Annotated in this window: 18 protein-coding genes; 7 read left to right on the plus strand and 11 right to left on the minus strand. The window is 32.4% G+C overall.

Going from position 1 to position 14938, the window contains the following annotated elements; genetic code table 11:
* Nucleotides 1-255: 255 nt before the first annotated feature.
* The 6 genes from NO995_RS00110 to NO995_RS00135 all read left to right on the plus strand — a co-directional run bounded on the left by NO995_RS00110 (nt 256) and on the right by NO995_RS00135 (nt 5874).
* Complete coding sequence (locus NO995_RS00110; RefSeq protein ID WP_258225771.1) at nt 256-990, plus strand: LytTR family DNA-binding domain-containing protein; 735 nt, start codon at nt 256-258, stop codon at nt 988-990.
* A 480-nt stretch (nt 991-1470) separates the two neighbouring features.
* Nucleotides 1471-2370: a MerR family transcriptional regulator gene (locus NO995_RS00115; protein WP_258225772.1), complete on the plus strand. Its 900-nt coding sequence runs from the start codon at nt 1471-1473 to the stop codon at nt 2368-2370.
* A gap of 46 nt (nt 2371-2416) precedes the next feature.
* Nucleotides 2417-3877, plus strand: coding sequence for an NAD(P)/FAD-dependent oxidoreductase (locus tag NO995_RS00120; RefSeq protein WP_258225773.1), 1461 nt, complete (start codon nt 2417-2419; stop codon nt 3875-3877).
* A 3-nt stretch (nt 3878-3880) separates the two neighbouring features.
* Complete coding sequence (locus NO995_RS00125; protein WP_258225774.1) at nt 3881-4720, plus strand: phytoene/squalene synthase family protein; 840 nt, start codon at nt 3881-3883, stop codon at nt 4718-4720.
* A gap of 9 nt (nt 4721-4729) precedes the next feature.
* Nucleotides 4730-5179 carry a sterol desaturase family protein gene (locus tag NO995_RS00130; RefSeq protein ID WP_258225775.1) on the plus strand — a complete coding sequence of 150 codons (450 nt, stop codon included), beginning with the start codon at nt 4730-4732 and terminating at the stop codon, nt 5177-5179.
* 5 nt (nt 5180-5184) lie between these two features.
* Complete coding sequence (locus NO995_RS00135; RefSeq protein ID WP_258225776.1) at nt 5185-5874, plus strand: lycopene cyclase domain-containing protein; 690 nt, start codon at nt 5185-5187, stop codon at nt 5872-5874.
* On the opposite strand, the gene NO995_RS00140 is transcribed toward NO995_RS00135, so the two are convergent.
* From NO995_RS00140 to NO995_RS00170, 7 genes are all read right to left on the minus strand, one after another.
* The gene (locus NO995_RS00140; RefSeq protein WP_258225777.1) at nt 5867-6835 is read right to left on the minus strand and encodes a D-2-hydroxyacid dehydrogenase; all 969 of its coding nucleotides are present in this window, start codon (nt 6833-6835) and stop codon (nt 5867-5869) included. The genes NO995_RS00135 and NO995_RS00140 overlap by 8 nt on opposite strands.
* A complete protein-coding gene (locus NO995_RS00145; RefSeq protein ID WP_258225778.1) occupies nt 6828-7403 on the minus strand; it encodes a TlpA family protein disulfide reductase in 576 nt (191 codons plus the stop codon). Before NO995_RS00145 ends, NO995_RS00140 begins: the two co-directional genes overlap by 8 nt.
* A gap of 147 nt (nt 7404-7550) precedes the next feature.
* The gene (locus NO995_RS00150) at nt 7551-7982 is read right to left on the minus strand and encodes a DUF5606 domain-containing protein (protein ID WP_258225779.1); all 432 of its coding nucleotides are present in this window, start codon (nt 7980-7982) and stop codon (nt 7551-7553) included.
* 54 nt (nt 7983-8036) lie between these two features.
* Nucleotides 8037-8627: a peptide deformylase gene (gene def / locus NO995_RS00155; RefSeq protein WP_258225780.1), complete on the minus strand. Its 591-nt coding sequence runs from the start codon at nt 8625-8627 to the stop codon at nt 8037-8039.
* 119 nt (nt 8628-8746) lie between these two features.
* On the minus strand, nt 8747-9349 hold the full coding sequence (locus NO995_RS00160) for a T9SS type A sorting domain-containing protein (protein WP_258225781.1): 603 nt from the start codon (nt 9347-9349) through the stop codon (nt 8747-8749).
* A gap of 64 nt (nt 9350-9413) precedes the next feature.
* Nucleotides 9414-9824 (minus strand): Holliday junction resolvase RuvX, encoded by a 411-nt coding sequence (gene ruvX / locus NO995_RS00165; RefSeq protein WP_258225782.1) that lies wholly within the window; start codon nt 9822-9824, stop codon nt 9414-9416.
* A gap of 148 nt (nt 9825-9972) precedes the next feature.
* On the minus strand, nt 9973-10257 hold the full coding sequence (locus tag NO995_RS00170; RefSeq protein WP_240570997.1) for a hypothetical protein: 285 nt from the start codon (nt 10255-10257) through the stop codon (nt 9973-9975).
* 331 nt (nt 10258-10588) lie between these two features.
* Between NO995_RS00170 and NO995_RS00175 the strand changes: the two genes are divergently transcribed.
* Complete coding sequence (locus tag NO995_RS00175) at nt 10589-11404, plus strand: 2,3,4,5-tetrahydropyridine-2,6-dicarboxylate N-succinyltransferase (protein ID WP_240570999.1); 816 nt, start codon at nt 10589-10591, stop codon at nt 11402-11404.
* A 2-nt stretch (nt 11405-11406) separates the two neighbouring features.
* Here the strand turns inward: NO995_RS00175 and NO995_RS00180 are convergent, their stop codons facing one another.
* The 4 genes from NO995_RS00180 to NO995_RS00195 form a co-directional block, all read right to left on the minus strand.
* Nucleotides 11407-12216, minus strand: coding sequence for a glycosyl transferase (locus NO995_RS00180; RefSeq protein ID WP_258225783.1), 810 nt, complete (start codon nt 12214-12216; stop codon nt 11407-11409).
* Between the two features lie 178 nt (nt 12217-12394).
* Nucleotides 12395-13120, minus strand: coding sequence for a DUF1919 domain-containing protein (locus NO995_RS00185; RefSeq protein WP_258225784.1), 726 nt, complete (start codon nt 13118-13120; stop codon nt 12395-12397).
* Between the two features lie 173 nt (nt 13121-13293).
* Nucleotides 13294-14118 carry a glycosyltransferase family 2 protein gene (locus NO995_RS00190; protein WP_258225785.1) on the minus strand — a complete coding sequence of 275 codons (825 nt, stop codon included), beginning with the start codon at nt 14116-14118 and terminating at the stop codon, nt 13294-13296.
* Nucleotides 14111-14935, minus strand: a complete 825-nt coding sequence (locus tag NO995_RS00195; RefSeq protein ID WP_258225786.1) for a glycosyltransferase family 2 protein — start codon at nt 14933-14935, stop codon at nt 14111-14113. The genes NO995_RS00190 and NO995_RS00195 overlap by 8 nt, the downstream gene beginning before the upstream one ends.
* Nucleotides 14936-14938 lie beyond the last annotated feature (3 nt).

Below are 14938 nucleotides of genomic sequence, written 5' to 3' on the forward strand. Positions count from 1 at the left end.
TATTTCACTAAACTTCAACATAATTTTCACTTAACTTAGCCGTAAAGTCAATACCCAAAAAACTGCTACTCTATCAATACTAATTAAAGAAATCTAGTATATAATAGAATAAAAAAAGAGAACATCTCATCCTTTCGAGTGATTAAACTGTAAGTTATATTTAACATATAGCATAAACTGTTACGTCCAATTGCGCCCAAGTAACTCTGAGTTTGAATATCTTCTCTATTAAAAGCTAAAAAAAGAAAAATATTGATGACAAAAAATCTAAAATGTTTAATTATTGATGATGAACCGCTGGCAATAAACATAATTAAAAGCTACATTGATCAAGTTGAAGGGTTTCATATTGAAAACACTTTCAATAATGCCATATCAGGACTTAACTATCTAAAAAACAATCATATTGATGTTATTTTTTTAGATATAAAAATGCCATTATTAGATGGAATAAATTTTATTAAAAGTCTACAAAATCCACCTTTGATAATAATCACAAGTGCTTATGGGGAATTTGCTATTGAAACCTTTGAGCATGAACTGGATGTATTGGACTACTTAATAAAACCTGTCAACTTTCCAAGATTTATGAAGGCAGTAAATAAGATTGAAAACAAATTAAAGACCATTAATAAAGAGCCTTTAGAAGTTACAAATGAACGTCCATTTATTTTTGTTAAGATTGATAAAAAGAAAATGAAAAAAATCTTTTTAGACGAAATCTTAGTCATTGAAAGTTTAAAAGATTATTTAAAAATTAACACAGAAACCGGACGATATATTATACACAGCACATTGACAGATTTCACAAACCTGTTACCTCCAAAAGAGTTTATTCGCATCCATAGGTCTTTCACAATTGCAATCAATAAAATTGATTCCGTTGAAGGTAACAGCGTTGAAATTGAAGGTATGCGTTATGCCTTTGGGCGCTCTTATATAGACAATGTAAAACACAAAATTTTAGAATCTGGTATCCAAAACAATTAAAGAAAAAAATGGTCTATTTGTAATAGACCATTTTTCATATTAACCAAACTAAACATTATGCTAATCAAAAAATATTCTCAAATAACATAGGTGTTACCTTTATAACAAATATTTACTTCGCTAAACGAGTAAACAGCCATTTCTAAATCATACTCTAATTTTTAAATTTTAATCAATCGCTTACTTCTTAGGTATTAACAATTATCCCAAATAAACTATAGCCTCCAATTACTTTTAATCTCATTTCTGTATCCAAAATTAAAAATTAGCTACACGGTAAAACCAAAATTTCGACTACGGACAACGGTTCTTCGTCGTAGGTGTAACCACATCAAATAAAATGTAATTCATTACCTTTTATCTGAATACCTAGTCGTTTCACAATTTCACTTTTTTCGATGTTACGACTAATTAAAACCTTAATAGTTATCGATTTTTAATAGTTATTGCTTATTTTTGTTTAGCTAAATTCAATAAAAAATGAACAAAATTCGCGTCAATTTCAGTATTAAAGATCTTGAAAACCTCTCAGGGATTAAAGCTCATACCATTAGAGTTTGGGAAAAACGCTATAATTTATTGGAACCCAACCGTACCGATACCAACATAAGAACGTATAATACGACCAGCCTTCAAAAACTATTAAACATAGCTTACTTAAACAATAATGGTTTTAAAGTTTCAAAAATAGCAGACCTGGCTGAAGATGAGATCTCGTTAAAAGTTAAAGAAATAATAGCCGAAAGCAACAAAGATAGTTTTGCCATAAATGCGTTTAAGATGGCTATGATTAACTTCGATCAGTCTTTATTTGACAAAACGTATAACGACCTATTAAAAGAACTTACTTTTGAAGACATATTTTACTCTGTATTTCTTCCTCTACTTAATGAAATTGGGTTATTATGGCAAACCAATACCATAACCCCGGTACACGAACATTTTATTTCGGTTCTTATTAAGCAGAAGTTATTACTTAGTACAGAGAAGTTGGTAAACCTTGAAAACACTTCCGACTCCAGAACATTTGTTCTCTTCCTTCCCGATAATGAAATTCATGATATTGGACTGCTTTTTGTTAATTACTTACTAAAAAGTAAAGGTTATCATACCATTTTTCTAGGGCCAAGCGTACCAACTGCTAACCTTTACGAACTTTATGAATTTTTCGATAATATTACATTTATATCGTATTTCACTATTTTCCCGGAAGAAGATGCAATTGAAACTTATATTAAAGATTTCTATGAATTATTATTAAATGAAAACAAATCTTATCTTTATTTACTTGGAAATAAAACCATTAACCTTAACCCTTCTCAATTACCCGAAAAGGTTAAAGTTTTTAAAAGCATAAAAAATTTAGTTAAAGAAATGTAATATAAATTCATTTTGTTTAACTTTTTATTATATTTGTTAAACAAAAATGAAGAAAACAATTATAATTTTAGGTTCCGGATTCTCCTCTTTAGCTGCATCATGTTATCTAGCTAAAGCCGGATATAGCGTTACAATATTTGAAAAAAACGCTACTATTGGAGGTCGTGCAAGACAATTAAAAAAAGATGGGTTTACATTCGATATTGGCCCCACCTGGTATTGGATGCCAGATGTTTTTGAACGATTTTTTAGTGATTTCGGTAAAAAACCATCAGACTATTACACCTTAGAAAAACTTAACCCTGCCTACAGTGTTTACTTTGGGAAAAACGATTTTATAACCATCGAAGACACCTTAGAAAAAATATGTAAGGCTTTTGAAAAAGAAGAACCTGGAAGTTCAGTTAAACTCAAATCTTTTATAACGAACGCTAAAAGTAATTACGACATTGCTATAAAAGATTTGGTTTACAACCCAGGAGTTTCTCCTTTAGAATTGGTTACGCCCGAAACAATTAAGAAACTTAATCAGTTTTTTAGCAATATTAAAAAAGACGTAAACAAAGCTTTTAAAAACAAACGACTAGCTCAAATTCTAGAATTTCCAGTGTTATTCCTTGGTGCCAAACCAAGCGACACACCATCTTTCTACAATTTCATGAATTACGCCGATTTCGGACTTGGGACCTTTCACCCTCAAAAAGGTATGTATCAGGTTATTCTAGCCTTAAAAAGTTTAGCCGAAGAACTAGGCGTAACAATTAAAACAGAAAACCCTGTTGATGAAATCATCGTAAGTAATGGAAAAGCTTCAGGTATTATTTCAAAAGGAAAAACATATTCGGCCGATATTATTGTGAGTGGCGCTGATTACCATCACACAGAAACGTTATTGGACGAACCTTACAGGCAATATTCTGAAAATTACTGGAACAAAAAAACCTTTGCACCGTCTTCACTGTTATTTTATGTCGGTTTTAATAAAAAAATTGAAAATGTAGATCACCACACGTTGTTTTTTGATGTCGATTTTGATGTTCATGCTAAAGCCATTTACGACAATCCAAAATGGCCGGAACACCCTTTATTTTATGCCAGTTTTCCAAGTAAAACAGACACAAGCACAGCTCCTGAAGATAAGGAAGCCGGTATATTTTTAATTCCATTGGCGCCCGGTTTGCATGATACTCCGGAATTGAGAGAAACCTATTTCAATAAAATCATAAACCGACTAGAAGACTTAACCTCTCAAAGCGTAAAAGACCACATTATTTTTAAAGAAAGCTTCTGTATAAACGATTTTATAAATGATTATAACTCATTTAAAGGCAATGCTTACGGTATGGCAAATACCCTATTACAAACCGCCTTTTTAAGACCTAAACTAAAAAGTAAAAAAGTAAACAATTTGTATTTCACCGGACAATTAACGGTACCCGGTCCCGGCGTACCACCATCATTAATTTCTGGAAAATTAGTAGCCGATTTAGTAATTAAACATCATTAACCCATGAAAGCACTATTTGATACAGTATCTTACAGTTGCAGCAAAATAGTTACAAGAACTTACAGCACCTCATTTTCGCTTGCAACCAAGATGTTATATAAATCAATTCGCGCAGATATTTACAATATTTACGGTTTTGTAAGATTTGCTGATGAAATTGTCGATTCGTTTCACGATTATGACAAAGAAGACCTGTTCAACAAGTTTTACGACGATTTAAATGAAGCTATTGAAAATAAAATCAGTCTTAACCCAATTTTAAATGCATTTCAGCATACCTATCACAAATACAATCTTGAAAAAGATATGGTTGATGCTTTTATGAAAAGTATGCGTTTAGATTTAAACAAAAGCAATTATAATACGGTTGAAGAATACCAGAATTACATTTATGGTTCTGCCGATGTTGTTGGTTTAATGTGCTTAAAAGTATTTGTTAAAGGTGACCAGGAAAAATTCAACGAGCTAAAATTATCGGCTATGGCATTAGGTTCGGCTTTCCAGAAAGTAAACTTCCTAAGAGATTTAAAAGCCGATATGGAAGGCTTAAACCGCAGTTATTTCCCAAATATAAATTTAGACGAACTCGACGAAACTTCTAAGCAACACATCATTGAAGACATTGAATACGATTTTGAACGTGGTTTACAAGGGATAAAAAAACTACCTAATGAAGCTAAATTAGGAGTGTTTATGGCGTATCGTTATTACAGACAATTACTTAAAAAACTACAAAACACACCAGCTTTACACATTAAAAACTCAAGGATACGCGTTTCCAACCCTAAGAAAATAGAATTGCTCATGCGTAGCTATGTTAAATATCAACTAAATTTAATGTAACTTTAAGTCATGCAAATATTATATTGGATACTTATTTTTTTGGCAACGTTTTGCTTCATGGAATTTATGGCGTGGTTTACCCATAAATACATTATGCATGGCTTTTTATGGCGTTTACATCAAGACCACCACAAAAAAGATCACGATAGCTGGTTTGAGCGTAACGATGCCTTTTTCATTTTCTATGCAGTTATTAGTATTGGCTTCTTTTTACTTTGGAAATACACCAGCTTCTGGCCTGGTTTACCCATTGGTTTAGGTATTTTTGCTTACGGATTCTGCTATTTTATGGTTCATGATATTTTTATTCATCAGCGTTTTAAAATCTTTAGAAATGCGAATAACTGGTACGCTAAAGGAATTCGAAGAGCTCATAAAATGCATCATAAACACATTGAAAAAGAAGACGGAGAATGCTTCGGAATGCTGTTTGTTCCGTTTAAATATTTCAAACAATAAACCGAATGACCTACCTCTATTTACTGCTAAACTTAGGCTCACTCTCGGTTCCGTTTTTGTTTAGTTTTCATCCCAAATTAAAATTCTACAAGCACTGGAAAGGCTTGCTTTTAGGTATTCTTGCCGGTATGCTTTTGTTCATTCCGTGGGATGTTTTTTTTACCATTAACCAATACTGGGGATTTAACCCAACGTATTATTTAGGGAAAACCATTTTCGGACTTCCAATTGAAGAATGGCTGTTTTTTATATGTATTCCATACGCCTGCGTGTTTACGCACTACGCTTTATTATACTATTTTCCTAATTTAAAACTGAGGAATAGAACAACCAAACTCATTAGTTACCTGCTGATTTTTCTGTTTCTACTCATTACCATTTATAATGTCGACAAATGGTACACGCTTGTTAATTTTGGTGTCGCTACCATTTTAACAAGTATTGCCATAAACAAATCTCCTGAAATTATGCAAAGCTATTTGCTTACTTTTTTGGTGATGCTCATCCCATTTTTTATTGTAAATGGTATTTTAACAGGAAGCTTTATCCCTAATGAAGTGGTTTGGTATAATGACCATGAGAATTTGGGCATAAGAATGTTTACTATTCCTGTTGAAGATAGCGTTTATGCATTTTCTTTAATTCTACTGAATTTATGCATCATTAAACTTTTTGAAAACCGAAAAGTTAATTAACCACATTAACGGGATTTCCGTTTAGAAAAGACTCCAAATTATGAATGGCAGTTGTCATTAATCGGGTTCTTGCCGCTTGGGTTGCCCAGGCAATATGAGGTGTTATAATACAGTTTTTAGCTTTTAGCAAGGGGTTATAAGCAGCAATAGGCTCCTTTGAAACCACATCGACAGCTGCACCAGCGATTTTACCTGAATTTAGACCTTCAGCTAAATCTGCTTCAACTACCAAACCACCCCTTGATGTATTAATAAGCATCACGCCATCTTTCATTTTTGCGATGTTAGATTTATTAATGATGCCTTCAGTGTCTTCAAATAACGGACAATGCAAACTTATAATATCAGACTGTCCTAGTAACTCATCTAACTCAACAAACTTGCAGGTTTCCGATTCCAATTCGGGTTTTGGCGTTCTACTGTAAGCCAGAATATTTAAACCAAAGGCTTGCGCCATTTTAGCTGTCGCCTGCCCTATTCTACCAAAACCAATAATTCCCATGGTTTTACCTTCCAATTCAATTAAGGGTGAATTCCAAAAACAAAAATCAACCGATTTTGTCCATGCTCCAGACTGAACCGCTTGATTATGATCACCCACATGATGACATAACTCTAAAAGTAACGCCATAGTAAACTGCGCCACAGCTGTTGTTCCGTAAGATGGAATATTGGTTACTGTAATCCCTAATTCATTGGCTTTAATCACGTCTACAACATTATACCCTGTTGCCAAAACCCCGATATATTTTACATTTGGCACTTCAATTAACACCTCCGCCGGCAAAGGTGTTTTATTGGTAAAAACAATTTCAGCATCGCCAATAGCTTCAATTATGGTGTTTAAATCAGATGCTGTTCGGTCATATACCTTTAAATCTCCGAATTTAGAAATTCCTTCCCAGCTTAAATCTCCCGGATTTAAAGTATATCCATCTAAAACAACTATCTTTTTATTCATTTTCTGATGCATTTAATAAATTATCTATTGTTCCTCTAACCTTATCACTATTCCAGTTGGCACTTCGACTTTCATCAATAATAATTTGTCCCGACTGATCAATTAAAAAAGTTCGAGGAATAGTTGTTACATTAAAATATTCAGGGTATTTACTTGCGGGTTGATATACTTTAAACGTATAGTTGTTATCATTTAAAAACGTATTGATTTCAGTGAAATCGTCGCTGGTAACAAATAAAAATTCCACTTTATCTTTATAATCATCATACAATTTTTGCATGCTTGGCATTTCGGCAATACATGGCGGACACCAAGTTGCCCAAAAATTAATCAGAACAACTTTTCCTTTTGCAGATTGAAAATGATAAGTTTCCTGATTTTCATCTTTTAACAACCAATTATAATCTGAAATAGTTTTTAAATCATCGGTCGATTCTAACGACGGACCGAACATAGCAATACCTTTTTGTAGAAAAACCTGAATAGGTTTACGCGTTTGCGGAATAATTAATAGCCCGATTACTATAAAAAATCCTATATTCTTAAGTTTTGATTTAGAAATAGCCATGAATGCTTAAATAATTTAGAACTGTAAAGCTAAAAAATAAGAAATGGAAGCCATTTACTTTTACTTAAAATTTAACGTTTCAATATTAAATTTTAATCATAAAAAAACCTCCAAAAATGGAGGTTTTAAATATCGTAAATTCGATTTCTATTTTTCTTCCGTAGAAACTGCTTCTTCCTCAGCTTCAGCTGTTAAATTTTCTAAAAGACCGTGCTTTTGTAATAAGTTATACCACTGAATTACTTTTTTAATATCGCTTGCATACACGCGATCTTCATCATAATTTGGTAAAACTTCAAAGAAATACTCTTCTAATTTATCTTTACTATCCTTTGGAGAAACCGATGTTTGTCCTCCGTTTTCTTTAGCTTTAATATTTTCAAAAACCTGTCTTAAAGGCACTTCTTCCTCTAATGTATAAATAGCGATTTCGCTTAATACACTAACGTTTTGCTGAATACCTACAGATATACGCTTGTTATCTACTAATGATTCTGCAACAAAACCAGCACGCGTTTGAGCTACTAAATTGTATAAACCCGGTTTTCCTGCTATTGAAAGTACTTTATCTAAACTCATAACTTATTTTTTGAAAGTCGCAAATATCAATTGTTTATTGATGTCTTGCAAATATTATCGTTTCTTTTTTTGGGCTGGAAAACGCATTCTGTAATCCACATTTATTTTCCCCTTAGAGATGTTTGCCAAACGGCCTTTTATTAAACGCTTTTTTAAAACCGATAATTTATCGGTAAACAATACGCCTTCAATATGATCGTATTCGTGCTGAATAACACGCGCTATCAATCCATCAAAAACTTCAGTTTTTTCCTGAAAATTTTCATCTAAATATTCGATGGTTACTTTTGGTTTTCTATAAACATCTTCACGAACATCTGGAATACTTAAACATCCTTCGTTAAATGCCCACTCTTCACCTTCTTCCTTTATAATTGTGGCATTAATAAATACGCGCTTAAAGCCTTTTAAAACATCTTGTTCTTCAGCTGTTAAATCTTCATCTTCAGAAAAAGGTGTAGCATCGATAACAAATAAACGAATTGGTAAGCCTATTTGTGGCGCTGCTAAACCTACACCATAGGCATTATACATGGTTTCAAACATATTGTCGATTAATACATTTAAATCCGGGTAATTTTGATCTATATCTTCTCCTACTTTCTTCAAAACAGGATCGCCATAAGCTACAATAGGTAATATCATTTGTTGTTATCTGTTATATTTTGTGCAAAAATACGATTCTAAAAAATAAAACCTGTTAAAGAAAATCATAAAAAAACTCCCTAAATAATAGGGAGTTTAAATTATATGGGGATTTATATTTATTTTGAAATCACAATTTTTCGACTAATTGAAGTATAATCTGTTCCAATTTTCACTAAATACAATCCGTTAGACAACCCTGAAATATTAATAATTTTAGAAGTTTTGCCTTCAATTCTATCAGTTAACACTAATTTACCAGTAATATTGAAAACTTCTATTTTCGCTGAAGTTTCTAATCCGAAATTGAATTTTATTTCGTCTCTATCTACTACAGGACTTGGGTATATTTTAACCCCTTTACCAATAACTTCAAAGGCTTCTACAGGCAACGTTCCTCCTGAATAAGAACAAGTGTTAGTAAAACCTGACTCGACAACAAAACCCTGACCTGAAAGTGCACCTCCAGATCTTAAAGTATACGTTGCAACAGTGTTTGAACAAGCTCCGTCCTCCTTTGAAAATGTAGAGGTATTAGAAGTAATATTGTCTCTAACAGTAAGTGTAGCTGGCATAGAAGCACAATCAATTGGGTTATTAGGATAATAAAATACAATTGTATTTCCGTCCTGAATGGCCCCTCCTGCTTCAGGACAGGGTTGAGCATACATTTGATTAGCGCCAAATAAGGCGATTAAGAATAAAAAGTAAATTTGTTTCATAAATAAATGGTTTAGTGTTAGTATATTAAATTTCAACATTTTTCATTAAACCATAACCTCATTATCATTTAGAATACAAATAACTTTGTAGGATTAGTGTCGCGCTTATCTCATCTATAAGTGCTTTATTTTTTCGCTGATTCTTTTTAAGTCCACTATCTATCATGGTTTGAAAAGCCATTTTGGATGTGAAACGTTCATCAACTCTATAAACTGGTATATTTGGGAATTGTTTATTTAATTTTTCTAAAAAGGGAGCAATTAGTACTTCACTTTCTGAGGCCGTGTTATCCATTTGTTTGGGTTCTCCAACAACAAATAACTCTACATTTTCTTTATTGGTATAATCTTTTAAAAAAGAAAGCAGTTCGCTGGTATTAACGGTAGTTAATCCTGAAGCAATGATTTGTAACTCATCGGTAACTGCAATTCCGGTGCGTTTCATTCCATAATCGATTGCTAAAATTCGGGCCATAATTCAGGGTTTAAACAAAAATAGTATTTTATAAATACATACTGTAAGAAATATGTGTTATTTCAATAAAAAAAAGAGCCACTTGTATAAAGCGGCTCTTTTTAACTTAATCTTAAAATATCAACACTCAAAAAACTGAGCCCTATCTTTATGCTTTTTCAGCTTTATTCATTTTAGGAAATAATAAACTTAAATTATCTACATTTCTCGTTTTATTGAAATACTTTCTAATATCACTTGTCGATTTAGCAACCGCCTCTCTAATCTCTGAAGCATCAATAAATAACACTTCACTCTCGTTGGTATTATCAACTGAAGGAGTAACAACTTCTTTATTACCATTCGAAACATTTGAAGTTTCATTAGTGTTTTGAGCACCAACAAAAGAAACTGAAAATAAAAAAACGATTAGTATGTAGATATTTGTTTTCATCTTGATTTGGGTTGAATTACACTTCAAAGATATATTGACACTAAAGGCTTTACACAAAAAAATAGTTGTATAACGTCGTATTTTCGATTATTAGAAGAGCCACATATTTTCATCGACAAACAGATAAAAAGGCTGATTTATCAGACTAAAAACACGCAAAATGCATTTAATCGGTAATTATTTTTTATTCAACAGACAAAGCAGCTAAAATCCGAATGAAAAACCTCAGATAAACGGCATCAATTTTCTCTTGTCATGAATCGATTTTAATTATCATTCACCCCTCTTTTTTAAGCATTACATATTATATTTGTGCAAAATTTTATTACTGATGACAGAATTAAGAGAAATTATTGAACAAGCTTGGGACAACAGAGACCTATTAAAAGATGAAAACACAACATCTGCAATTAGAAAAGTTGTTGACTTAGTAGATAAAGGAGAATTAAGAGTAGCAGAACCTATTGAAAACGGTTGGCAAGTAAACGAATGGGTAAAGAAAGCCGTAGTGTTATACTTCCCTATTCAAAAAATGGAAACTATTGAATGTGGTCCATTAGAATTCCACGATAAAATTCCTTTAAAAACTGGTTATGCAGAAAAAGGTATTCGTGTAGTACCTCACGCTGTTGCAAGACACGGTGCATACATTTCTCCGGGTACTATTTTAATGCCAAGTTACGTTAATATTGGTGCTTATGTAGACGAAGGTACTATGGTTGATACATGGGCAACTGTTGGTAGCTGTGCGCAAATTGGTAAAAACGTTCACCTGTCTGGTGGTGTTGGTATTGGTGGTGTATTAGAACCTTTACAAGCTGCCCCGGTAATTATCGAAGATAACGTATTCGTTGGTTCTCGTTGTATTGTTGTTGAAGGTGTACGCGTTGAGAAAGAAGCTGTATTAGGTGCTAATGTGGTATTAACTATGAGTACTAAAATTATTGACGTTACTGGTGACGAACCTGTTGAAATGAAAGGTCGCGTTCCTGCTCGTTCTGTGGTTATTCCTGGAAGCTACACGAAAAAATTCGCTGCTGGCGAGTACCAAGTACCATGTGCTTTAATCATTGGAAAACGTAAAGAAAGTACAGACAAGAAAACATCTTTAAACGATGCACTTCGTGATAATGATGTAGCAGTATAAAACTATTTTAAGTTAAAATGCTTCTCTAAGGCTTGCCATTGAGAAGTATTTTTATCTTCAGATACATTTTCTTTCTTTAAAGAAACTTTTTGAGTCCCCATAATAGGTATTGTATCCTTTACTGGGGACTCAACTTTTTTACAGCCTACCCCCTCTACTAAAGCTACAGCCTTAAACCATAAATCATCAGCCTTTGGTGCCAACTCCAAAAATAATTTGTCATTTCTAATTAAGTCTGAAAATTGTCCAGCTGGATATAATATCCCTTCCGATCCGATTGGCAAATAGGATTTTTCATCTTTAGTATCACCACACACCCATTGTTTGTAAGGTAAAAGCATACCTTCATCATCATATTTTATACAACGTACACGATGTGCAACGACACAATCAGGATATTTTTGATGAGTTTCTACAAGTGATTTTAACCAGTTATTATCATAAATAACATCATCATCACAAGTAGCAACAGGTAAATTTTCAAATAACTCTAACGAATGAATAAGTTTTTTATGTGAGCAATGAAGTTTCGTTAATCTAATTTGAAAAATGTCTCCTTCAAGTTTTTTTAAGGATTGTGGTATTTGAGACTGCATGTCTTCATTAATCCATAAAACAATATGGCGGGGACGAACACTTTGCGATAAAACACTTCTTATAACCAAATGCACTTTAGGTAATCGATACGGAATAGTTGTTAATGATACTACAACAGGAAATTCATTTCCTTGTTTCGATTTTATCTTTTCAGCAGAAAGTAAACTTAGTTTACAGGTCTCTATTAAAGACACTGGAATTTCTTTTAATTTCATTAACCCTATTTTTTAATTCTTTAAATTGCCCAAGCTAGTTTCCGGAATTTCGGTTTAGCTCCAATTGTCTATTTTTTATTAATCAATTCCTAATTATTATCCCTCTGAAAATAATCTATATGTAACTAATTGGAAAATCTTATCGGATGTTTCAAACTTACCTTATAAACTAAGTTAATTAATACTGAAATCTAGTCCTCTTGATTTGCTTTTCATTAATCCAGTTTTCAAAATCAAAGTACAAATCTGAAATTTTAAATAATTTAGTTCCTCCAAGAGCCTGAGTTTGTTTCTTTTTAAAAGTCTCAAAAAGAGCTACATGCTCTAAAACCCCAAGACTATCAATAGCTTTTGCTCCAAAGGAAAGTTTATTCTTGAACGGCAATTTATGAAAATCTTTAATTATTTCGTCATCAACACGTTCCCTATCACTAATAATAAAATAAAAATTATCTAAATCGAAATTTTTCATCATTCTGTTTTTCCTACGGCACCATTTTTCTGAAGCTTCATCTTCTGAGGTATAATGTGAAAAATGTAATTCAATATCTCCCAATTTTGCAACAGGATACGTTTTTTCTCTATCCTTGTAAACCGACTCTTCTACAAAAACCAATTCTTCATTCATATACCTTTTAAAATCCTGAAGCAGTTTTAAATAACAGGGACCATATAAAAACATCCCTACAAAAGGTGTGTTATAAGGGAGTCCAAAACTCTTATAAACCTGACCTCCAAAACAATTATTGGCAATTATTACAAAATCTGTATTTTTCAATAAAGAAACATCTTTATTTTTAAACTGTTTGTTAATTTTCCTCCTGATAAAAAATTCAAAATGCAAAAAAAGCGCTTTTACTTTTACCCAGGAAAAACGAATAACTGTAAATTTTAATAATACCATTCCTCAATTTGTTTTAATTATTATGAACCTCCATTGAAGTTCGATAATACTTCCCTTTTGAAGCTTAATACAGAGCTAAAACTAAAGCCATATCTCAATATTTACGGCATAGCTTTTAGTTAGCACTACTTTGCTTTATCGAACATATTATTATGTACGTTAAAAAAGACAAGTTAGTCTTTCTTAATTCCGTAATTAGTCCAGCTAAGTTTTTGCTCCTTTGTGGTAGCTCGAATGGCTAAATTTTTATTAATGGATTCCTGATTTTTGTATCCTCGTGGATGATCTAAATGCAAACAAATAGCACTATATCGAATTTGCTTCGATTTTATACCTAAATTAAACAAACGTTCACCCAACTCACGATCTTGTCCTCCGTACTGCATACGTTCATCAAAACCATTAACAGCTAAGATATCCGATTTCCAACCTGAGGCGTTATGACCATTCCAACTTGCATTGGTTGGTGTTAATTTGTTTAGTAACATTTCTTTTAACCCTGAAGCGGTTAACTTATTATTCTTAAATGAAGATTTTAACCCGTTGGATTTTAACCAAGATAATTTAAAACAATCCTGTGATAAAATATCTTTTTTAGTTATACTTTCTGAAATAGACATTGGCAACATAAAATACCCGCCTGACAGGAAGTAACCCTTTTCTTTGTTTTTAATATGCACCTGAACGTAATCTTCTCTGGCAAGGCAATCGCCATCACTCATTAAAATATAATCGGCATTACATTTTACAATGGCTTTGTTTAATATTTGTGATTTTTGAAATCCGTTATCCTCATGCCACACATGAATAATAGGATAATGCACTTGTTTTTGCATACGCTCAATTAAATCGAACGTCGGTTGTTTTGAACCATCATCAGCAATTACAATTTCAAAATCTTTAAAAGTCTGTGCTTCATAACTCCATAGCACTTTTTCAAGCCATGCTTCAGAATTATAAGTACTAATGATTATTGATATTTCCGGTGTTTTATTCATGCTTTGTGATTCCAAACTTTGTTGTCTTATATTTTTTAGTTTTTGTCTCTTTTCGAATAGCTTTATTTCTGTTTATCGCCTCCTCATTTTTATAAGGTCTATCATGATGCAAATGTACACAAATAGCGCTATATCTTATTTGCCTGAATTTGATTCCACAATTCATTAAACGCTCACCAATCTCCCTGTCTTCGCCTCCATACTGCATACGTTCGTCAAAACCATTGACATTGAGTACATCCTGTTTCCAACCTGAAACATTCATTCCATCGAAGGTCGCTTTCGTCGGTGTAAACGTATTTAGAAACCAGGCTTTTCGTCCAGAAGCTGTTAACTTGTTCGTTTTAAATGTTTTTTTCAATCCGTGTTCCAAAAGCCAATTTAAATGAAAACAATTCTGTTTTTCAATATCTTCTTTTGAAATTGCATTTGAAATCTGTTGCGGAAGTTTAAAATAACCACCCGATAAAAACGTATTAGGCTTACGTAATTTTAAATGTGTTTCTACAAAATCATTTCGCGGAATACAATCACCATCAGTGAAAATAAGATAATCTGAAGACGTTTTTAAAATGGCTTTATTCAGAATTTTAGTCTTCTGAAAACCATCATCTTCCTGCCAAACATGTGTTATTTTAAGATTTGAATCCTGAATAAAACGCTGGATAAGATTCTTTGTAAATTCCCCTGAACCATCATCGGCTATTACGATTTCAAAATTCTTTTCAGTCTGAATTTCATAACCCCAAAGCACTTTTTCTAACCAATCGGGCTGGTTATAAGTACTTATGATTACTGATGCTTTTAGTATGCTCATTGC

The sequence above is a fragment of the Aestuariibaculum sp. M13 genome (genome assembly GCF_024723255.1).
GTDB lineage: Bacteria > Bacteroidota > Bacteroidia > Flavobacteriales > Flavobacteriaceae > Aestuariibaculum > Aestuariibaculum lutulentum.